Annotated in this window: 18 protein-coding genes; 6 read left to right on the top strand and 12 right to left on the bottom strand. The window is 60.1% G+C overall.

What is annotated here, in order from left to right:
• Positions 1-223 precede the first annotated feature (223 nt).
• The 3 genes from E1573_RS21305 (at position 224) to E1573_RS21295 (ending at position 4346) form a co-directional block, all read left to right on the top strand.
• Entirely contained in the window at positions 224-2917 is a 2694-nt protein-coding gene (locus E1573_RS21305; protein WP_133216539.1) for a bifunctional diguanylate cyclase/phosphodiesterase, read from the top strand.
• Positions 2918-3041: 124 nt separating this feature from the next.
• Positions 3042-3707: a peptide-methionine (S)-S-oxide reductase MsrA gene (msrA, locus tag E1573_RS21300; RefSeq protein ID WP_133216538.1), complete on the top strand. Its 666-nt coding sequence runs from the start codon at positions 3042-3044 to the stop codon at positions 3705-3707.
• A gap of 9 nt (positions 3708-3716) precedes the next feature.
• Complete coding sequence (locus E1573_RS21295; RefSeq protein ID WP_256659594.1) at positions 3717-4346, top strand: glutathione S-transferase; 630 nt, start codon at positions 3717-3719, stop codon at positions 4344-4346.
• Between the two features lie 127 nt (positions 4347-4473).
• Here the strand turns inward: E1573_RS21295 and creD are convergent, their stop codons facing one another.
• The 4 genes from creD to E1573_RS21275 form a co-directional block, all read right to left on the bottom strand.
• Complete coding sequence (gene creD, locus E1573_RS21290) at positions 4474-5808, bottom strand: cell envelope integrity protein CreD (RefSeq protein ID WP_133216537.1); 1335 nt, start codon at positions 5806-5808, stop codon at positions 4474-4476.
• A gap of 94 nt (positions 5809-5902) precedes the next feature.
• Positions 5903-7336, bottom strand: coding sequence for a two-component system sensor histidine kinase CreC (gene creC / locus E1573_RS21285; RefSeq protein ID WP_133216536.1), 1434 nt, complete (start codon positions 7334-7336; stop codon positions 5903-5905).
• Complete coding sequence (creB, locus tag E1573_RS21280) at positions 7336-8019, bottom strand: two-component system response regulator CreB (RefSeq protein ID WP_133216535.1); 684 nt, start codon at positions 8017-8019, stop codon at positions 7336-7338. The genes creC and creB overlap by 1 nt, the downstream gene beginning before the upstream one ends.
• Positions 8020-8124: 105 nt before the next feature.
• Positions 8125-8631: an ATP-dependent zinc protease gene (locus tag E1573_RS21275; protein ID WP_133216534.1), complete on the bottom strand. Its 507-nt coding sequence runs from the start codon at positions 8629-8631 to the stop codon at positions 8125-8127.
• 180 nt (positions 8632-8811) lie between these two features.
• On the opposite strand from E1573_RS21275, the gene E1573_RS21270 reads away from it, so the two are divergent.
• Entirely contained in the window at positions 8812-9693 is an 882-nt protein-coding gene (locus E1573_RS21270; RefSeq protein ID WP_133216533.1) for an acyltransferase, read from the top strand.
• A 182-nt stretch (positions 9694-9875) separates the two neighbouring features.
• On the top strand, positions 9876-11240 hold the full coding sequence (locus E1573_RS21265; RefSeq protein ID WP_133216532.1) for an APC family permease: 1365 nt from the start codon (positions 9876-9878) through the stop codon (positions 11238-11240).
• Positions 11241-11246: 6 nt separating this feature from the next.
• Here E1573_RS21265 and E1573_RS21260 read toward each other — a convergent pair whose 3' ends face one another.
• Positions 11247-11813: a DUF2780 domain-containing protein gene (locus E1573_RS21260; protein WP_133216531.1), complete on the bottom strand. Its 567-nt coding sequence runs from the start codon at positions 11811-11813 to the stop codon at positions 11247-11249.
• Positions 11814-11965: 152 nt separating this feature from the next.
• The gene (locus E1573_RS21255) at positions 11966-12271 is read right to left on the bottom strand and encodes a DUF3077 domain-containing protein (protein WP_133216530.1); all 306 of its coding nucleotides are present in this window, start codon (positions 12269-12271) and stop codon (positions 11966-11968) included.
• Between the two features lie 470 nt (positions 12272-12741).
• On the opposite strand from E1573_RS21255, the gene E1573_RS21250 reads away from it, so the two are divergent.
• Complete coding sequence (locus tag E1573_RS21250) at positions 12742-13197, top strand: transposase (protein ID WP_133216542.1); 456 nt, start codon at positions 12742-12744, stop codon at positions 13195-13197.
• A 57-nt stretch (positions 13198-13254) separates the two neighbouring features.
• Here E1573_RS21250 and fdhA read toward each other — a convergent pair whose 3' ends face one another.
• From fdhA to E1573_RS21220, 6 genes are all read right to left on the bottom strand, one after another.
• Positions 13255-14454 carry a formaldehyde dehydrogenase, glutathione-independent gene (gene fdhA, locus E1573_RS21245; RefSeq protein WP_028942224.1) on the bottom strand — a complete coding sequence of 400 codons (1200 nt, stop codon included), beginning with the start codon at positions 14452-14454 and terminating at the stop codon, positions 13255-13257.
• Positions 14455-14549: 95 nt separating this feature from the next.
• A complete protein-coding gene (gene purU, locus E1573_RS21240; protein ID WP_133216529.1) occupies positions 14550-15407 on the bottom strand; it encodes a formyltetrahydrofolate deformylase in 858 nt (285 codons plus the stop codon).
• A gap of 11 nt (positions 15408-15418) precedes the next feature.
• Entirely contained in the window at positions 15419-16051 is a 633-nt protein-coding gene (locus E1573_RS21235; protein ID WP_133216528.1) for a sarcosine oxidase subunit gamma, read from the bottom strand.
• 166 nt (positions 16052-16217) lie between these two features.
• Positions 16218-19235: a sarcosine oxidase subunit alpha gene (locus E1573_RS21230; protein WP_133216527.1), complete on the bottom strand. Its 3018-nt coding sequence runs from the start codon at positions 19233-19235 to the stop codon at positions 16218-16220.
• On the bottom strand, positions 19232-19561 hold the full coding sequence (locus E1573_RS21225; protein ID WP_133216526.1) for a sarcosine oxidase subunit delta: 330 nt from the start codon (positions 19559-19561) through the stop codon (positions 19232-19234). The genes E1573_RS21230 and E1573_RS21225 overlap by 4 nt, the downstream gene beginning before the upstream one ends.
• 14 nt (positions 19562-19575) lie before the next feature.
• Complete coding sequence (locus E1573_RS21220) at positions 19576-20826, bottom strand: sarcosine oxidase subunit beta family protein (RefSeq protein WP_133216525.1); 1251 nt, start codon at positions 20824-20826, stop codon at positions 19576-19578.
• Positions 20827-20835 lie beyond the last annotated feature (9 nt).

Here is a 20835-nt window from a genome sequence, read left to right as displayed (position 1 = left end):
TGTCTTGCACCACCTGTGGGAGCGGGCTTGCCCCGCGATTGCGGCGTGTCAGTTGTATCGCAATCGCGGGGCAAGCCCGCTCCCACCGGTTTAAGGTTTGCGCTTATATGCCGACACAGTGTGTGCAGGCTTGTCAGCCTCCGCTGCATGATGCAACCTTGCGAAAACGTCGAGTAGCAGATTGCGCTACCTTCGCGAACAGCCCTCTTGAAGCGAGCTCTCCATGAAAAGCCAACCCGATGCCGCCAGCCGTATGGCGGCCGAGGTCGTCACGCAGTTGCCCGTGCCTTCGCGGCTCGGCATGCTGCGTTTCGAACGGCTGAATGAAGCCAGCTGGGCGCTGCTCTACCTCGACCCCGCCTGCGAACGCCAATTCGGTTTGGCCGCAGTCGAACTATGCGCCCTGGTCGGCTCGCCCTATGCCAGCCTGATGGAACCTGAGGCGCGCTACAAACTGCATGACACCATCCAGCTGCAATTGAGCCAGCGCCCACACTACCTGGTGCGCTACACCCTGCACACTGCACAGGGGCCGTTGCAACTGCTGGAATTGGGTGAGGCCTACAAACAGCACAACCGCCAACTGTTACGCGGTTACCTGATGGTGATCGACGCCCAACCCGGCGATGTGCCAAGCCTCAGTGCCGTCGAGCTGGAAACCCGTAACAACCGCCTGCAGATTGCCTTGCAACTGAACCAGCAGGCCCAGCAAGAGCAGCTCGAACACCTTGAGCGCGTGCGTGCCCAGCAGGAGCTGATCCTGCACCTGGCCCGCCACCGCTACAGCGCCAGCAACTCTCTGCTGGAAGCCGCTGAACTGATCACCCGCAGCGCCTGTGAAATCTACAAGATCGACTGTGCGAGCATCTGGTACCTGGAAGGGCAACGTCTGGAGCCAATTTCCGCGTACTACCGCGAGGCCCAGGAACACCGGCTGCCCGACCCCATCGACGCCAGCTGCTTTCCCGACTACCTCGATGCCTTGCACACCAGCCGTGCCATCGATGCCCACAACGCCAACCACGACCCGCGCACTCGCGAAATGGCCGAAAGCCTGCGCGCGCGTGACATCAACGCCATGCTCGATGCCAGTATCCGCATCGATGGTCAGGTGGTCGGCGTGCTCTGCCTGGAACACACAGGTTCCACCCGCGCCTGGCAAACCGACGAAATCGCCTTTGCCGGTGAGCTGGCCGATCAGTTCGCCCAGGTCATCAACAATCACAACCGGCGCACCGCCACTAACGCGCTGCACCTGTTCCAGCGGGCCGTCGAGCAAAGCGCCAACGCCTTTTTGCTGGTCAACCGCGATGGGGTGGTCGAGTACGTCAACCCAAGCTTCACCGCCATTACTCAGTACAGTACCGAAGAAGTTCACGGCCACCGGCTCTCGGAGCTACCGGCCCTGGAAAATCTCAACGAGCTGTTGTTCGACGGGCCTTCAGACTTCGATGTGAGCAACAGCTGGCAGGGCGAATTCAAAAGCCGACGCAAAAACCTCGAGCCTTACTGGGGGCAGCTGTCGATTTCCAAGGTCTACGGCGACAACCGCGAACTGACCCATTACATCGGCATCTACGAAGACATCACCCAGAGCAAGCTGGCCCAGCAGCGCATCGAACGTCTGGCCTATACCGACAACCTGACCAGCCTGGGCAATCGCCCGGCGTTCATCCGCAACCTCGACGAGCGCTTCGCCCGCGACAGCGACAGCCCCATCTGCCTGCTGCTGGTCGATATCGACAACTTCAAGCGGATCAACGACAGCCTCGGCCACCAAACCGGTGACAAACTGCTGATCAGCCTGGCCCGGCGCCTGCGCAATAGCCTCAGTGTCGGTGGCAGCCTGGCGCGCTTTGCCAGTAACGAATTCGCGGTGCTGCTGGAAGACACCGACCTCAACAGCGGCCAGCAGATCGCCCAGCAACTACTCAGAACCCTCGACAAACCGCTGTTCGTCGACAACCAGCTGATCAACGTTACCGGCTCCGTGGGCCTGGCCTGCGCGCCGCTGCATGGCCGCGACCCGCAAACCCTGATGAAGAACGCCGGCCTGGCATTGCACAAAGCCAAAGCCAACGGCAAACATCAGGCCCAGGTGTTCACCGAAGCTCTGAATGCCGAGGCCAGCTACAAGCTGTTCGTTGAGAACAACCTGCGCCGCGCCTTGGCCCAGAACGAACTGGATGTGTTCTACCAGCCCAAGCTGTGCCTGCGCAGCGGTCGCCTGCTGGGCCTGGAAGCGCTGCTGCGCTGGAACCACCCCGAGAAGGGCATGATCCGCCCAGACCAGTTCATCAGCGTGGCCGAAGAAACCGGGCTGATCATTCCGATTGGCAAATGGATCGCCCGCCAGGCCTGCCGCATGAGCCAGCGCCTGCGCACCGAAGGGCTGGGCAACCTGCAAGTGGCGATCAACTTGTCGCCTAAGCAGTTCTCCGACCCTGACCTTGTGGCCTCGATCGGCAACATCCTCCAAGAAGAGGCCCTGCCGCCGCACCTGCTCGAACTGGAGCTGACCGAAGGCCTGCTGCTGGAAGCCACCGAAGACACCCACCGCCAGCTCGACCAGCTCAAGCAACTGGGCCTGACCCTGGCCATGGATGACTTCGGCACTGGTTACTCCTCGCTCAGCTACTTGAAGAAGTTTCCGATCGACATCATCAAGATCGACCGCAGCTTCATTCACGAAATTCCCGCCAACCAGGACGACATGGAAATCACCTCTGCGGTGGTGGCCATGGCGCACAACTTGAAGCTCAAAGTGGTTGCCGAAGGTATCGAGACAGCCGAACAGCTGGCCTTTCTGCGACGTCACCGCTGCGACGTCGGTCAGGGCTACTTGTTCGACAAGCCTATTCCGGGGGCTGAGCTGGTCAACAAACTCAAGCGTTATCCTCGTGGACCGATGGCCTGACAGCAGGGCAATATAGTGTTCATCCAAGGCACCCTTTCGCGGGGCAAGCCCGCTCCCACCAGTAGGAGCGGGCTTGCCCCGCGAAAGGGACGCCCCCTATCGACCTGAAAACAGAGGAACAGCCATGGTCCTGCGTTCAGAAATTCTGGTGAACAAAAACGTGCTGCCGACTGCGGAACAGGCTCTGCCTGGCCGCGAAACCCCGATGACCCTGCCGGAGTATCACTACGTTTTCAAAGAAACGCCTCTGCTGGGGCCCTTCTTCGAGAACGTCGGCTTTGCCATCTTCGGCCTGGGTTGCTTCTGGGGCGCTGAGCGCCGCTTCTGGCAGCGTGAAGGCGTGGTCAGCACCGTTGTGGGCTATGCCGGCGGCTTTACCCCTAACCCCACCTACGAAGAAGTCTGCTCGGGCCTGACCGGCCACACCGAAGTGGTGCTGGTGGTATACGACCAGGACAAGGTCAGCTACCGCGATCTGCTGGCGATGTTCTGGGAACTGCACAACCCTACTCAGGGTATGCGCCAGGGCAACGACGTCGGCACCCAGTACCGCTCGGCGATCTACTGCACCACCCCTGAGCAGCTGGAAGAAGCCAATGCCAGCAAGGCAGCCTTCCAGGCAGAACTGAGCAAGGCCGGCTTTGGCGAAATCACCACCGAAATCGACCAGGCACCGACTGTCTACTTCGCCGAGGCCTACCACCAACAATACCTGGCCAAAAATCCCGATGGCTACTGCGGTATCGGCGGTACCGGCGTGTGCTTGCCACCAAGCCTGCAAGGCAACTGAGGGTTCGACATGTCAGCACCAAGCATGACCCTGTTCCACTCTCCCGCCTCGCCCTTCGTGCGTAAGGTCATGGTGGTGCTGCACGAGACCGGGCAACTCGACCGCGTTGCCCTGCACACGGTCAACCTGACGCCGATCAATCCGGTTGATGAACTCAACCAGGGCAACCCGGCTGGCAAGCTTCCGGCGTTGCGCCTGGCTGACGGCAACGTGCTGCACGACAGCCGGGTGATCTGCGAGTACCTCGACCAGCAGCATGTCGGTGTTCCACTGATTGCCAAGGAAGGCTGGTCACGCTGGCATCGCCTGACCCTCGCCTCGCTGGCCGATGCGATCATGGATGCTGCCGTGCTGACCCGTTACGAGACCTTCCTGCGCCCAGAGGACAAGCGTTGGGATGCCTGGGTCGAAGCGCAGCAGGGCAAGATCCGTCGTGGGCTGGCCAACTTCGAACAGGAGCACATGGCCGAGCTGAGTTCCGTGTTCGACATCGCCGCTATTGGTGTGGCCTGTGCGTTGGGTTACCTCGATCTGCGCATGCCGGACTTCGGCTGGCGTGAGCAGCAGCCGAAGCTGGCGGCGTGGTATGCCCAGGTCAGCCAGCGGGCTTCGATGCTGGCTACAGCGCCTCCAGCCTGAGTGTTCGTTTCGCGGGGCAAGCCCGCTCCCACCGAGCGCTGTGGGAGCGGGCTTGCCCCGCGAATGAGCCACCGCTCAATCCGCTTGGCCAACACTGCCCCCACTCGCCGCTCTTCACGTAACCCGCTCATTGCAGTTTCCCCTGACCCACGCTGTACCAGTCCAGCCGCCGCGTCAGAACCATGAACACGCCCAACAGCCCGAACAGCAGCAGCGAGCCCATCAGCAAGGCATAGTCTTCAGCGCTGAGCAGCCCGTAAAGCATGCCGTAGAGCACTGCCAGCCCCAGGGCAAAACCCATCGCCCGTGGCAGGCTGTGCAGCACATGGCACAGATAGAAACCAATCAGCAGCACACAGCCCGCAGCGGACAGCAAGTAGGCCAGGCCGAAGCCCAGGTGCTCAGACAACGACAACAACAGCAGGTAGAAAAACGCCAGCGCTACCCCCACCAAGGCGTATTGGATCGGGTGCACGCTGAGGTTCTTGAGCACTTCGAACAGAAAGAATCCGGCAAAGGTCAGGGCAATGAACAGTAGGGCATATTTGATCGCCCGCTCACTCTTGAGGTACTGGTCCACCGGATCGATAAAGCTCACACCGAAGGCGCGGCTGCGAAAATCTTCACAACCTTCATTACCGACACACTGGCGCAAGGCGTCTTCCAGGTTGGTGGAAAAGAACGTGGTCTGCCAGTTCGCCGAAAAGCCACCCGCATCGACCTTGCGGCTAGCAGGCAGGTAATTACCGATAAAGCTTGGGTGCGGCCAGTTGGCGGCCATGCTGACACTGCTGCTGCGGCCCACGGGCAGCACATGCAACTGGCCAGTGCCCTGCAGGCTGAGGTCAAAAGCGTAATTGAACTGGGTTGGCGCCTTGCCATCGAGGCTGTTCAACACAACATGCACACCGCCGCCGAACCAGCCCAGGCGGGTTCCCGGCTGAAAATCCAGACGCTGGTCGTTGAACTGCAACTGCAAGCTCTTTTCGATACCGCGAATATCACTGATGCCCACCACCAGAAAGGCCGGCTCAAACTGATAGTCTTCGAGGTTTGCGCTAATGCCCCAGTTGGCCGGCACTTTGAATTGGCCGCTGATGTGGTTGTCGGCATGGAACAGACGCGTCTGGTAAATCCCGCGCGAGCGCAACTCAGTGCTGATGCCCGATTTCAGCTCGAAGGTTTCTGGCAGAAAGTACAGGTGGCCGTTGACCTGTTGGGTCTCTTTGAAGGTATGGCCGTCTTCGGTTTTCCACCGCCGCTCGGTCTTGCGGTACGGCACCACCAGCATCGGGCCGCTGATCTGCTGGGCGAAACTCGCGCTCTGGGCAATGTCCTGTACAACACTGTCACGCTGCTCCTGCCGCTCGCCAATCAGGCCGCTGATCATCAGCAGCGGAATCAACAGCAGGATAATCAGCAGGGCTATGGTGCCCAGTTTGATACTCAAGGTTCGGTTCATGAGACAGACTCCGGTTTCGATACGCAGAGTCTGAGCAATCAACATGGTGCCATTAAGGAGCTATGTGGAGCTTGTGTGCAGAGTGTGTGAAGTTTCAATCCAGCCGCTTGGCCGGCAACCACAGGCGCACACGCACGCCGTCTTCCACGTTGGTCACTTCCAGCGAACCACCGTGTAGCTGCATGACTTCTTCGACAAAGTTCAACCCCAGCCCGGTGCTCTTGCGCCCACTCACGGGGCGCGGCAACGAGTAGAACCGCTCGCTCAGGCGCCCCAGGGCATAGTCGGGGATCGCCTCGCCTTGGTTGAACAGGCTCAGGGCCACACGGGTGCCCTGCTTCTCCAACTCAAACAACAGCAGCCCACCGGCCGGGGTGAAATCAAGGGCATTGTCGAGCAGGTTGGCAATGGCCTGGCGCATGAGGAACGGTTCACACAGCAGTCGGGTGCTGGCCGGAATGCGCTGACGTACCTGCAAACCATTGCTTTCGATACGGACACTCTGCGCCAGCAACAGCTCATCAACCATCGCGGCCAACGACACCTGTTGTTGTTCCTCCAGCGCTTGCAGTTGTTCGACCTGGGCCAGATTGAGCAAGCGCTCGATCAATTGCTGCATGCGGGCGCTCTCACGCTCGATGTTGTCGGCAAAGCGCTGGCGCTGCGCGTCCGGCATCGGCTCCTGAAGCAGCTCTGAGGCCCCACGAATCGCCGCCAGCGGGCTTTTCAGCTCGTGGGTCAGGGTATGCACATAACGTTCGACATAGTCCTTGCCATCGAGCTGCGTGCGCATACGCTCCACCGCTGCTGCCAATTGCCCCAGTTCACCACCGCGATAATGCGGCAATGCCGTGCGTTCACCTTCGCTGACTGCCTGGGCGTAATGTGTCAGGCGCCGCAACGAACGCGCCAGCCACCAAGACAACGCCGCCCCTACCAACAGCCCCAGGCCGATCAACCCCAGCCCCAGGTACATCAAACGCTGCTCGGAGCGGTCAATGTAAGGCTGCAGCGACTTGTTCGGCTTGGCCACGGTCACCACGCCGATGATCTTGCCGTCATCCAGAATCGGCGCCGCCACGTGCATCACCGACGACTCAGGGTCATCCGGATCGCTGCGGGTCGAGCGCGCACCGTATTCACCACGCAATGTCAGGTAGACGTCGTTCCAACGCGAGTAGTCCTGCCCCACCGCCGCACCAGTGGAATCGAGCAACACCATGCCCTTGGCATCGGTGACATAAATACGGTGATTGACCTGATTCTTCGACAGCCCCCAGATATCGGCACGCGGCTGACGCTGACCATACGCCCGCAGCAGTTGCGGCAAACGGCTCTGGCCGAGCGTACCGGCCTTGACGTCGTCATGCAGCAACTCGGCGAGCAGGTTGGCGGTGTCTACCAGGGTTTCTTCGGTGGATTGGCGCACCCCTGGGCGGATTTCTTCACGCACGCTACTGAGAATGAAATACCCGGTCAGCCCGACAAACAGGAAGTAAACCAGGAAGATCCTGATACCCAGGCGCATCAGCTGTGGCTCGGGCTGTAGCTGTATCCCAGGCCACGGTGAGTCTGGATCGGCTCGGCGTCGGCGGCGACTGCGCGCAACTTGGCACGCAGGCTCTTGATGTGGCTGTCGATGCTGCGCTCATACCCGGCATCAGCCGCCACCCCGACGGCGTCGAGCAATTGTTCACGGCTCAACACCCGCTCCGGCTGCTCCAGCAGGCTCTGCAACAAACGAAACTCATGACGGGTCAGGCTCAGAGGCTGGCCGCGATAGCTGATCAGCATACGCAAGGTATCAACCACAAACAGCCCAGGCACATTACTGACAGGCTCGGCACGTGGCGCCATCCGCTTGAGAATGGCCCGCACCCGCGCCGCAACTTCCCGAGGGCTGAAGGGTTTGACCACGTAGTCGTCAGCGCCGATTTCCAGGCCCACCACCCGATCGATTTCACCGTCGCGGGCACTCAAGAACATCACCGGCACCTCTGTGAAACGCCGCAGTTGCCGGCAGGCTTCAAAGCCGCTGATATCCGGCAGGCCGATATCGAGAATGATCAAATCAGCGGGGCGCTGACGTTGTTGCTCCACTGCCGCGTTCCCCAGCGTCACCCACTCAGTGCTGTGACCATCGCCCTGCAAGGCAAAAATCAGGGTATCGGCTATGGCTGCTTCGTCTTCGACAATGAGTATGTGGGGCATAGGGGCAGCTGCAAGCCTCAAGCTGTAAGCTTCAAGAAGAAGCAGATTCGGTGACGTTCACAAAACCGCTTTATCTTGCCGCTTACCGCTTAAAACTTGAAGCTTTCACTCACACTCAGGCTTGCCCGCGGTAAAGCGCCGCGCCGGGTTCACCGCCGCCTTGAACTCGCGCAGGGCCTTGGCGCCAATCAGCAGCGGGTAATTGAAGCTGCTGCGGTCAGTCAGGTTAACCTCGACCGTGCGCTTGACGTCGCCCAGGCACAGTTCCAGATCAACCACCGGGCGCTTGCTGATATCCGCGCCTTCGCCATCTTCGTCTTCATCGGCGCGGTTCTTGATTTTGCTGATGCGCGCCAGCTTGTGCTCGTAAACCTTGCCGTCAAACTCTTTGGTCGCCAGACGGAAACGCACCCACTCTTCACCGTCACGGGTGAACAGCTCGATGTCTTTGGCCGACAACGAAGCAGTCAGGGCACCGGTGTCCATTTTCGCCTTGAGGGTTTCACCGCCAAATTCCGGCAAGGTGATGTATTCGTAACGGCCATACAGGGTCGGCTCGGCAGCCATCACCGGAAGGGCCAGCAGTGACAGCAGGGCAAGTACAGATTTCACAGGTTGCGCTTCCTTGAGAAAAGACAGTGTTTAGACTGCGCCAGCAGGATAGGTTCGCGTTAACAGCTTATTCAACACAATGTGAAACATTTGTCCGGTATTGGCAGACCGGAGCATTTGGCGTCCGCTCGCAGGCTGCTTATCATTGCCGACCGTTTACTTGAATTTAAGAGTTTTCTTATGCGCCGCTTACTGACGGGCATTCTTGTGACCTTGCTGTTGCTGCTCAACACCCTGGTCCTGATCGGCCCCTTGCTGGTCTTTGCCCTGCTCAAGCTGGTTTTGCCAGGCCGCTACCGTGACTACGCCTCATGGGCGGTAATGTGGATCGCCGAAACCTGGTCCGAAATCGACAAACTGATTTTCCGCTTTTGCATCCCCACCGTATGGGAGGTACGCGGCGCAGAAAACCTGCGCCTGGACACCTCCTACCTGGCAATCAGCAACCATCAGAGCTGGGTCGATATCCCAGCGCTGATCCAGGCACTCAACCGGCGCATTCCGTTCTTCAAGTTCTTCCTGAAAAAAGAGCTGATCTGGGTGCCGTTGCTGGGCCTGGCCTGGTGGGCGCTGGATTACCCGTTCATGAAGCGCTACAGCAAAGCCTTTCTCGATAAACATCCAGAACTCAAAGGTCAGGATCTGGAAATCACCAAAGCGGCCTGCGAGCTGTTCAAGCGTCAGCCGGTTACTGTGGTCAACTACCTGGAAGGCACGCGCTTCAGCGAAGCCAAGCGTATAGCCCAGCAATCACCGTTCAAGCACCTGCTTAAACCCAAGGCTGGCGGCGTGGCGTTTGTGCTGGCAGCGCTGGGTGAGCAGCTTGATGCTCTGCTGGATGTCACCATTGTTTATCCCGGCGACAAAGCCCCGGGATTCTGGGATCTGCTGAGTGGCGCAGTGCCGAAGGTGATTATCGATATTCAAGTACGCGAGCTGGACCCGGCGCTGTGGAGCGGTGATTACGAGAGTGACCCGGTTGTGCGTCAGGCGGTGCAGGACTGGGTCAACCAGCTGTGGCATGAGAAAGATCAGCGCATAGAGGCTTTGCGCAACCTGTAGGAGCGGGCTTGCCCCGCGATAGCGGTCTGTCAGCCACATCGTATCGCGGGGCAAGCCCGCTCCCACAAGAGCTAATTAAAACCTTCATTAATAATCAAAATAAGGGAATCTTCTTTGCTATTGGCGGTTTAACTGGATAAAAATCGATCAACAAACAATTACAAAAAAGCCAGGATCGATAAATGGCCAACCCATCCAGCAATACTGCCCAGGCAGACTCCGCTCAACTGCGCCGCGTCCTCGGCCTTCCTGCCTTGGTGTTCTTCGGCCTGGTGTACATGGTTCCGCTGACCATCTTCACCACCTACGGCATCGTCACCGAACTCACGGGTGGCCGCACCGCCGGCGCCTATCTGGTCACCTTGCTGGCCATGCTGTTCACCGCAGCCTCCTACAGTTTCATGGTGCGCCGCTTCCCGGTTGCCGGCTCTGCCTATTCCTACACCAACCTGGCGTTCGGGCCGGGTGTCGGCTTTCTGGCCGGCTGGTCGCTGCTGCTCGACTACCTGTTCTTGCCGATGATCAACTACCTGCTGATCGGCCTGTTCCTGAACATCGCCTTCCCCAGCATTCCGGTCTGGAGCCTGGTTCTGGGCTCAATCACCCTGGTGACTGTACTCAACGTGCTCGGCATTCACTCGGTGGCCAAGGCCAGCAACTTGATTGTCGGTGCGCAGATCATCTTCATCGGCGTATTCGTCGCGCTGTCGGTGAAAACCCTGAGTGGCGCAGAGCCGGTCAACCTGCTTTCGCCTTTGCTGGGTGATGGTACCCAACCAGGCTTCGGCGCGTTAATGGCAGGCGCCGCGGTGCTGTGCCTGTCGTTTCTGGGCTTCGACGCAGTATCAACCCTGGCAGAGGAAGCCAAAGATCCAGAACGGAACGTGCCGCGGGCAATCATCCTCACCACCCTGGGTGCGGGCCTGCTGTTTACCTTACTGGCATGGGTCAGCCAGTTGGTGATGCCGGGCAGTCACTTTGCCAATACCGATGCGGCAGCCAACGAAGTCATGCTCAAGGCGGGCGGGCAGTTCCTGGCCAACTTCTTTACCGCAGCCTACGTGGCTGGCAGCCTGGGTTCGGCCTTGGCTTCGCAAGCGGCGGTGTCACGCATTCTCTACACCATGGGCCGCGACAAAGTCTTGCCGCAGCGCTGGTTCGCCACCCTCTCGCCACGCTTCGGCACTCCGGTTGTTGCAACACTGGTGGTCTCGGCGTTTTCGCTGTTGGCGCTGGTGATCGACCTGACCACCCTGGCATCGCTGATCAGTTTCGGCGCGCTGGTAGCCTTCTCGGCGGTGAACCTGGCGGTGATCCGCACCCACCTGATCAGCGACACCGGCCATCGCAACCTGGCCGGGCTGCTGCGTTATGGCCTGATCCCGCTGGTGGGCATGTGCCTGACCTTGTGGCTGTGGACCAGCCTGTCGACCCTGACTCTGACCATTGGCCTGAGCTGGTTCGGCCTGGGGCTGGCCTACCTGATGGTGCTGACCGGCGGCTTCCGCCGCTCGGTGCGCACGGTCAACTTCTCAGAAGCGGCTTGAACGTCATTACACCGACGGCACAGTCGCCGGTGTAATCCACAAGCTACTCAAGTTCTGCAACAACGAACCGGCAACGCCCTGCTGACCGAGGTACTGCAAAATCAGCGGGGCAAACTGGCCGATCATGCCGGTGTCCATGCCCAACGCACTGAAGGCGTTGTTCAGGTCGGTGGCGTTCTTGACGTTATCGCCCAGGGCATTGCTCAAGGCTGAAGCGTTGTCGCTCTTGCCCAGCAGCTGACCCAAGCCGCTCAAAGCGCCCAAGGCGTTCTCGCCAGAGAGCATGTCGATGCCCGGCACGGCTTTGCTTAATTGCTCGTAGTCGGTGCTGCTCAGCTGATTACGGGCCAGCCCCAGCAAAGCGCCAGTGCCGCCGATGGCTTGTTCAGGGGTGATTTTCAGCTCAGTGCCGAGGGTGTTGAGCAAATTCGCCGACGCGGCTGGCGCCTGCACGACGGCCCCGTCCTTGTTGCCTTGGATGGCGGAAACGGCGTTGGCTGCGTCGTTGAGGTTGAAGGCAAACACTGACCCAGCGGCCAGGGTCATCAGGGTGACCAGCGCAAAACGTTTCATGAATAGACCTCGTCAGCCGTAAAGGCGGGGGGAAACGAGGGTTGGACTGCTGGTTCAGAAGAATGTTCCATGTCCCCCGGTAGGAGCGGGCTTGCCCCGCGATCGCATTCTTTCAGACAAATCGCATCGCGGGGCAAGCCCGCTCCCACAGACTAGAGTGGGCTCAGTTCACGGGTTTCCAGGGCATCAAGCAAGGCTTCGACCAAGCCCTTGGCCATCTCGACCGAATGCAGCGTGGACCATAGAAAGCCCTTGGCTGACTCGTCGATACCTTCGAAAGATTTGTGCGCGGTGTCGTAGGCGCAGCGCAGGTACAGCGAGATATGCACCAACGCGTCATGCGGGGCAATTCCAGCGTTTACTGCAAACAGTTGCGGGTGACCGGCTGGGCAGTCGCCGAAGGGTTTTTCGAGAGTGGCGTAAAGCGAAGGGGGTGGATCGGGGACGATCTTTTTCATAGAAACTCCACATACAAGTTGAGCTTCACCTGTTCGTTTCCACACGAATGGTGACAGCTGTACGCGGGGTGGAAAACCAGGGCATGTGGAAAACCCGGCAGGCCAAAGGCCTCCCGCGCACAGCTGCCATAACAGCTGCGTCCACAATACGTTGTTCGGGTTTCCACACCCGATCGCTGAACTGACAGCGACCCGAGGAGCCTAGAAGGACTGGTTTCCCGGGGCAAGTATTGGGACATCGACAGACTGCGTAGGGTATTTCCTAGGACGGAAATTGGCCAGCCAAGAAACATCCCGAAGCACACCCGGTGGGAGCGGGCTTGCCCCGCGATACGACGCGCCTGACACACCGCATCGCGGGGCAAGCCCGCTCCCACAGACGGGCGCCGGTAATATTGAGATCCAATCCAAGGTGCTGGTTACAGTGCAGGGCTTCTACCTTGAGCATTCACCTCTCAAGGAAATACGACATGGACAGTCCCGCTTCCCATCGCCTGCGTCGAGGCCGGTTTTCCGAGCCTGGCCGGCTCTATCTGCTCACCAGCGTCACTCGTAATCGCATTCCCTATTTCAATGATTTTCAGGCCGCTCGCTGTATCCCGACACAGTTCCACCAGGCACAACTCGAGGGCGCTGCACGCACATTGGCTTGGGTGGTAATGCCCGATCACATTCATTGGCTGATCGAACTACAACACGGTTCTCTGGCCTGCCTGATGAGCCGCTTCAAATCCCGCAGCCGATGCGCGCTGTACAAGATGGGGGCGCTGCAGGGCAAGCTGTGGCAGCCCGGCTACCACGACCATGCACTGCGCCGCGAAGAGAATGTGCGTCGCGTGGCGCGCTATGTGGTGGCTAATCCATTGAGGGCTGGGCTGGTGAAAAAGCTGGGGGATTATCCGCATTGGGATGCGGTGTGGCTGTGAAAATATCGCGGGGCAAGCCCGCTCCCACCGTGGGAGCGGGCTTGCCCCGCGATGGCTTCAAGCGGCGCTGAACAGCTTATGCGGATCAATCACAAACTTCTTCGGCACCCCTGCATCAAACTCGCCATACCCTTCAGGCGCCTGATCCAAACTGATTACCTGTACACCCACCACTTCAGCAATGTTGATGCGGTCCCACATGATTGCCTGCATCAGCTGGCGGTTGTACTTCATCACCGGGGTTTGTCCGGTATGGAAGCTGTGCGATTTGGCCCAGCCCAGGCCAAAACGGATGCTCAGGCTGCCAATCTTCGCTGCCGCATCGACCGCGCCCGGATCTTCAGTGACGTACAGGCCAGGAATACCGATCTTGCCCGCCACACGCACTACGCCCATCAGTGAGTTGAGCACGGTGGCAGGCGCTTCATGTTTGGCCCCGGCATGGCCGTGACCACGCGCTTCAAAGCCCACGGCATCGACAGCGCAATCAACCTCAGGCTCACCCAGCAGGTTGGCGATCTGCTCGTGCAGCGGGGTGTCTTGGGACAGGTCGGCAATTTCAAAACCCTGGGCTTTGGCGTGGGCCAGGCGCACCGGGTTTACATCACCGACGATCACCACCGCAGCGCCCAGCAGACGCGCCGATGCAGCGGCAGCCAGGCCGACCGGGCCGGCGCCTGCGATGTACACCGAACTACCCGGGCCGACACCGGCGGTTACTGCGCCGTGATAACCGGTAGGCAGGATGTCGGAGAGGCAGGTCAGGTCGCGGATTTTCTCCATGGCCTTGTCGCGGTTGGGCAGTTTCAGCAGGTTGAAATCAGCGTAAGGCACTAGCACGTATTCGGCCTGGCCACCGGTCCAGTCGCCCATGTCGACATAACCGTAAGCGCCACCGGCACGCGCCGGGTTAACGGTCAGGCACACCCCGGTGTGTTGTTCCTTGCAGGAGCGGCAGCGGCCACAGGCGACGTTGAACGGCACCGAGACCAGATCACCGATCTGCAGGTTTTCCACGTCACGGCCCTTCTCGATCACCTCGCCGGTGATTTCGTGGCCCAGTACCAGGCCAACCTGGGCCGTGGTACGGCCGCGGACCATGTGCTGGTCAGAGCCGCAGATGTTGGTGGAAACCACCCTGAGGATCACCCCGTGCTCGATTTTCTTGCCTCGTGGGTCCTGCATTTTCGGGTAGTCAATTTTTTGCACCTCGACCTTGCCTGCGCCGAGATACACCACACCACGATTACCAGACATGCTTTTACCTCGCTAGGTTTGTTGTTATGTAGCGATTTTCTGGGTTTATCGCGGGGCAAGCCCGCTCCCACAGTGGGAGCGGGCTTGCCCTGCGATCAAAGCACTACCGTCCTGTTAGCATTCAAAAACACCCGCCGCTCAATGTGATACCCCACTGCCCGCGCCAAGGTCAGGCACTCGATATCGCGGCCTTTGGCGATCAGGTCTTCAGGGTAGTGGCTGTGGTCAACCGACTCGACGCCCTGGGCGATGATCGGCCCTTCATCGAGGTCGTTGTTGATGTAGTGAGCGGTGGCGCCTACCAATTTGACGCCCTTGTTGTAGGCCTGGTGATAAGGCTTGGCGCCTTTGAAGCCCGGCAACAATGAGTGATGGATGTTGATCGCCCAACCATCGAGTTTGCGGCACAGCTCTGGCGACAGCACTTGCATGTAGCGGGCAAGAATGACCAGTTCGGCGCCCGCCTCTTCGATCACTTGCAGCACCTTGCGCTCTTGCGCCGGTTTGTCGTGGGGATCGAGGGCGAAGTGGTAGTAGGGAATGCGGTGCCACTGGGCCAGCGGCTCCAGGTCCGGGTGGTTGGAAATCACCGCCACAACGTCCATGCTCAATTGCCCGATGCGCTGGCGATAGAGCAGGTCGTTGAGGCAGTGATCGGCTTTGGACACCATGATCACCACTTTCGGGCGGTGCTTGGGTGCGGTCAGTTCGAACAACATGCCAAAGGCTTCGCCTCGCTCGGCAAGGCCTGCGCGAAAGCGGGCTTCGTCGAAGTCATCCGACTGGCGGAATTCCACGCGAATGAAGAAACGCCCGGACAAGCGGTCATCGAACGAATGGTGCTCGGTGACGTAGCAATGCTGCTCATACAGATAACGCGTCACCACATCGACTGTACCGAGCAAGCTCGGACAATCAGCGGTGAGAATCCAGGTGTCCGGTGCTCGGCTCATAGCGGCTCTCCCTAGGCCTCGATGCTCAAACCATACTCGGCAGCCGCGTCTTGTAACCACAGCCACCAGTAGTCAGAGAAGCTGCGACGAATCAGCAGCTCCCAGGTTTCCTCGCCAGTGCGGCGGATCACCAGTTGCGACTTGGCGAACACGGTGCCCACGGCCTTGCCGACGGGGAAGTTGTTTGGGTGTACATCGTAGCTGGTGGATTTCATCAGCACTTCGCGCACATTCGGGCCGCTCAGTTCCAGCAGGGTTTGCCCGCCGCTGACGTTGACCACCTGAATGTGCTGGCCCTCAAGGGCACCGCGCAGTTTTTGCTCGATCGCAAACTCCTGGCCACCCGGCACGATCAGCAACCACTCATCCGGGCCCAGCCATTGCAGCGACATTTCGCCGTTGGCCACCACGGTCAGCGCCACCGGCAGCTCCAGGCCCAGGGCCTTGAACACGCCCCCGGCGAATGCAGGGTCACGACCATCGCCTCGCAGAGTCAGATGACCGAGGAATTTGTGTTCACGCAGGGTAACGCCTGCGTTCTTGCGGCCTTTGCCGACCAGGCTGGGCAAGTCGGCGTGATGCAGTGGCGACTCGGCTTTGACACCGTTGCCAGGGTTTTGCTGATAAACGTTGACTGTGCTCATTACACACCTGCCTTGAATGCTATGGACCCTGCCTGTAGGAGCGGGCTTGCTGTGGGAGAAGGCTTGCTGTGGGAGCGGGCTTGCCCCGCGATAGCGTCGGTGCAGTCGACACCGCTTCGCGGGGCAAGCCCGCTCCTACAAGCAAAACAACCTGTTCCCACACGGGTTATACGTTCTGCCGTTCGCCCTTCGGATCGAAGAACACCGAGGAACAAATCTCTGCTTCGATCACGCTGCCATCGGCTTGCGGCGAGTAAACCCGCTCGCCCATACGCTTGAGCCCACCTTTGACCACCGCCATGGCGAAGGAATAACCCAGGGAGTTGCTGGCGTAGCTGGAGGTCACGTGCCCCACCATGTCCATCGGGATCGGTTGTTTCGGGTCGAACACCAGTTGCGCGCCTTCTGGCAGCCACTGGGTCGGGTCTACCGGTTTGAGCCCCACCAGTTGCTTGCGGTTTTCCCGCACGCAATCTTCACGGTTCATCCCGCGCCAGCCGATCCACGAGAACGGTTTGGTGCGGCCCACACACCAGCCCATGTTCAGGTCGTCCGGGGTCATCGAGCCATCAGTGTCCTGACCAACGATGATGAAGCCCTTCTCGGCCCGCAGTACGTGCATGGTCTCGGTGCCATATGGGGTCAGGTTGTACTGCTTGCCCGCTTCAGCGATCTTCTCCAGCACACCCATGGCGTAGTTGGCCTGGATGTTGATTTCGTACGACAGCTCACCGGTGAACGAGATACGGAACACCCGCGCCGGCACACCCGCCACCAGGCCTTCCTTCCAGCTCATGAACGGGAAGGCGTCTTTGTCCAGGTCGATGTCGGTGACTTCGCTGAGCAGCTTGCGGCTGTTGGGGCCCGACAAGGTCAGCGTTGCCCAATGGTCGGTGACCGAGGTGAAATACACCTTCAGCTCTGGCCACTCGGTCTGTTGGTAGATTTCCAGCCACTGCAGCACACGAGCCGCACCGCCAGTGGTGGTAGTCATGATGAAGTGGTTTTCGCCGACACAGGCAGTTACGCCGTCGTCGAAGACCATGCCGTCTTCCTTGCACATCAGGCCGTAGCGGGCCTTGCCCACATCGAGCTTGGTCCAGGCGTTGGTGTAGATGCGGTTGAGGAACTCACGTGCATCCGGGCCCTGAATATCGATCTTGCCCAGGGTCGAGGCATCGAGCAGGCCGACGCTGTCGCGCACGGCTTTGCATTCACGGGCGACGGCGGCATGAATATCTTCGCCGTTGCGCGGGAAGTACCACGGCCGCTTCCACTGCCCGACGTCTTCGAATTCGGCGCCGTTTTTCAGGTGCCAGGCATGCAGGGCAGTGAAGCGCACGGGTTCGAACAGGTGACCACAGTGCCTTCCTGCCACCGCACCGAAGGTGATCGGCGTGTAGTTGGGACGGAACATGGTGGTGCCCATTTCCGGAATGGTGATGCCCATGGAACGAGCGGCAATGGCCAGGCCGTTGATATTGCCCAACTTGCCTTGGTCAGTACCGAAACCCAGCGCGGTGTAGCGTTTGACGTGCTCGACCGACTCAAAACCTTCACGCGTAGCCAGCTCGATAGCGGCAGCGGTAACGTCGTTCTGTTGATCGACAAACTGCTTCGGCGCACGGGCGGTGGTTTTGTCGTGAGGCACCTGGAACAGTGCCACGGTGGCCTCTTCATGACGCGCCAGCACTTTCGGCAGCGTGCCTTCTACCGCTTTGAAACCGGCTTCGGTGGCTGCGCGTACGCCGCCTTCAAAGCCATCTGCCAGGGTGTCGCCGAGTGCGAACACACCGTTGATACCACCGACACACACTCGTTTTTGCGGTGCATCGCCCGGTACAAAACCGAGGATGTCTTCGCGCCAGACCGGCTTGCCACCCAGGTGCGAAGCCAAGTGCACCACCGGGCTGTAGCCGCCCGAGGACGCTACCAGATCGCAGTCCAGCCATTCACCCGGACTGGTGACAGTGTGTGCTTTGGCGTCAATCGCTGCGACGCGGGCGGCCGTGACATGCTTGCTGCCACGGGTTTCGATCACCGCGCTGGAGGTGAGGATGCGCATGCCTTTGGCCCGCGCCTCTTCCACCAGCGAGCCACGCGGGTTATGCCGGGCATCAGCAATGGCCACCACTTTCAGGCCTGCGTCATGCCAGTCGAGCGCTACGCGGTAGGCGTGGTCATTGTTGGTCGACAGCACCAGGTTACGCCCCGGTGCTACACCGTAGCGGCGCACATAGGTAGAGACTGCGCCGGCCAGCATGTTGCCCGGCACATCGTTGTTGCCGTACACCAATGGCCGTTCATGGGCACCGGTGGCCAGCACCACACGCTTGGCGCGCACCCGGTGCATGCGCTGGCGTACGGTACCGATCGGCGCGCGATCACCAAGGTGGTCGGTCAGGCGCTCATGAATGGTGAGGAAGTTGTGGTCGTGATAGCCGTTGACCGTCGCCCGTGGCAACAGGGTGACTTCACGCATGCCGCGAAGCTCGGCAACCACAGCGGCAACCCACTCTGCAGCGGGTTTGCCATCAAGGCTTTCGCGGCTGTCCAACAGGCTGCCGCCAAATTCTTCCTGCTCATCGGCGAGAATCACTCGCGCACCGCTGCGCCCGGCAGCCAGTGCTGCGGCAAGGCCCGCTGGCCCGGCGCCGACTACCAGCACGTCGCAGTGCTGATTCATGTAGTCGTAGCTGTCCGGATCATTTTCCAGTGGTGCACGCCCGAGGCCGGCCGCTTTACGGATGTACTTCTCGTAGGTCATCCAGAACGACTGCGGATACATGAAGGTTTTGTAGTAAAAACCTGGCGGCATCAGCTTGCCACCGACCTTGCCGAGAATGCCCATCACGTCAGTATTCACGCTCGGCCAGCCGTTAACACTGGAGGCTACCAGGCCGGCATACAAAGCCTGCTGAGTGGCGCGCACGTTCGGTACTTGAGTGGATTCAGTGGCACCGACCTGCAGGATGGCATTCGGCTCTTCGGAACCCGCTGCGATGATCCCGCGTGGGCGCGAGTACTTGAAGCTGCGCCCGACAATATCGACGCCGTTGGCCAGCAAGGCGGCGGCCAGGGTGTCTCCGGCGTAGCCCTGGTAGGTCTGACCGTTGAAGGTGAAGTTCAAGACTTTGCTGCGATCGATACGACCGCCATTGGACAGGCGATAGACCTGGCTCATACCTTTTCTCCCTGACCACTGACTGCCAACTGCGGGCTGGTGCTTTTACCGGTCACTTGTGGCTTGGCGCCGATTGGATAGGTTTCCAGGATTTCGTAAGTCACCGTGTCACGGGTGGCGTTGAAGTACTGGCGGCAACCGGCGGCGTGAATCCACAGCTCGTGGTGCAAGCCGCGTGGGTTATCGCGGAAGAACATGTAGGTGCCCCACTCCTCGTCGGAGCAGGCGGTAGGGTCCAGCGGCCGCGGAATATGCGCCTGGCCTGCGGCGTGGAACTCCTCTTCGGAGCGCAGCTCGCCGCAGTGGGGACAGAAGATATGCAACATGGGAAATTCTCCTGTTAGTGGGCGACAGCGGCGGCGCCGTGCTCGTCGATCAGTGCACCGTTGTAGAAACGGTCGATGGAAAAGGGTTTGGCCAGCGGGTGCATTTCGCCCTTGGCCAGACTGGCGGCGAAAACGTTGCCCGAACCCGGCGTGGCCTTGAAGCCACCGGTGCCCCAGCCACAGTTGAAGAACATGTTCTTCACCGGGGTTTTGGAGATGATCGGGCAAGCATCCGGCGTGGTATCGACGATGCCGCCCCACTGGCGGTTCATGCGCACCCGGGAAAGGATCGGGAACATTTCGACGATGGCTTGCAAGGTGTGCTCGATCACCGGGTACGAGCCGCGCTGACCGTAGCCGACCCAGCCATCGATACCGGCGCCGATCACCAGGTCGCCCTTGTCCGACTGGCTGATGTAGCCGTGCACGGCGTTAGACATGATCACGCTGTCGATGATGGGCTTGAGCGGTTCGGATACCAGCGCCTGCAGCGGGTGCGATTCGATTGGCAGGCGGAAACCGGCGAGCTTGGCCATGTGCCCGGAGTTACCGGCGGTGACCACGCCAACACGTTTGGCGCCGATGAAACCTTTGTTGGTTTCAACGCCGATGACCACACCGTTTTCCTTGCGAAAGCCGATCACTTCAGTTTGCTGGATCAGGTCCACGCCCAAGGCGTCAGCAGCACGGGCATAGCCCCAGGCCACGGCGTCATGACGGGCGACACCACCGCGCCGTTGCACGGTGGCGCCAAGGATTGGGTAGCGGGTGTTTTTCGAGCAATCCAGGTACGGAATCTCGTCGGCAACCTGTTGGGTGTTGAGCAGTTCACCGTCAACGCCATTGAGGCGGTTGGCATTGACTCGACGTTCGGAGTCGCGGATGTCCTGCAGGGTATGGCACAGGTTGTAAACGCCACGCTGGGAGAACATCACGTTGTAGTTGATGTCTTGCGACAGGCCTTCCCAGAGCTTCATGGCGTGCTCATAGAGGTGTGCCGATTCATCCCACAGGTAGTTGGAGCGCACGATGGTGGTGTTACGCGCGGTGTTGCCGCCCCCCAGCCAGCCCTTCTCGACCACGGCTACGTTGGTGATGCCGTGCTCTTTGGCCAGGTAGTAGGCCGTGGCCAGGCCATGCCCGCCACCGCCGACGATGACCACGTCGTAGACCTTTTTCGGAGTGGGCGTGCGCCACATGCGCTGCCAGTTTTCGTGGTGGCTGAGCGAGTGTTTGAAAAGGCCGAAGCCCGAGTAACGTTGCATAGTCTTCAC

The sequence above is a fragment of the Pseudomonas sp. H9 genome (genome assembly GCF_004353925.1).
In the GTDB taxonomy this organism is placed as follows: domain Bacteria; phylum Pseudomonadota; class Gammaproteobacteria; order Pseudomonadales; family Pseudomonadaceae; genus Aquipseudomonas.
The sequence above is the reverse complement of the archived record's forward strand: the minus strand, read 5'-3'. Positions and strand labels throughout refer to the sequence as shown.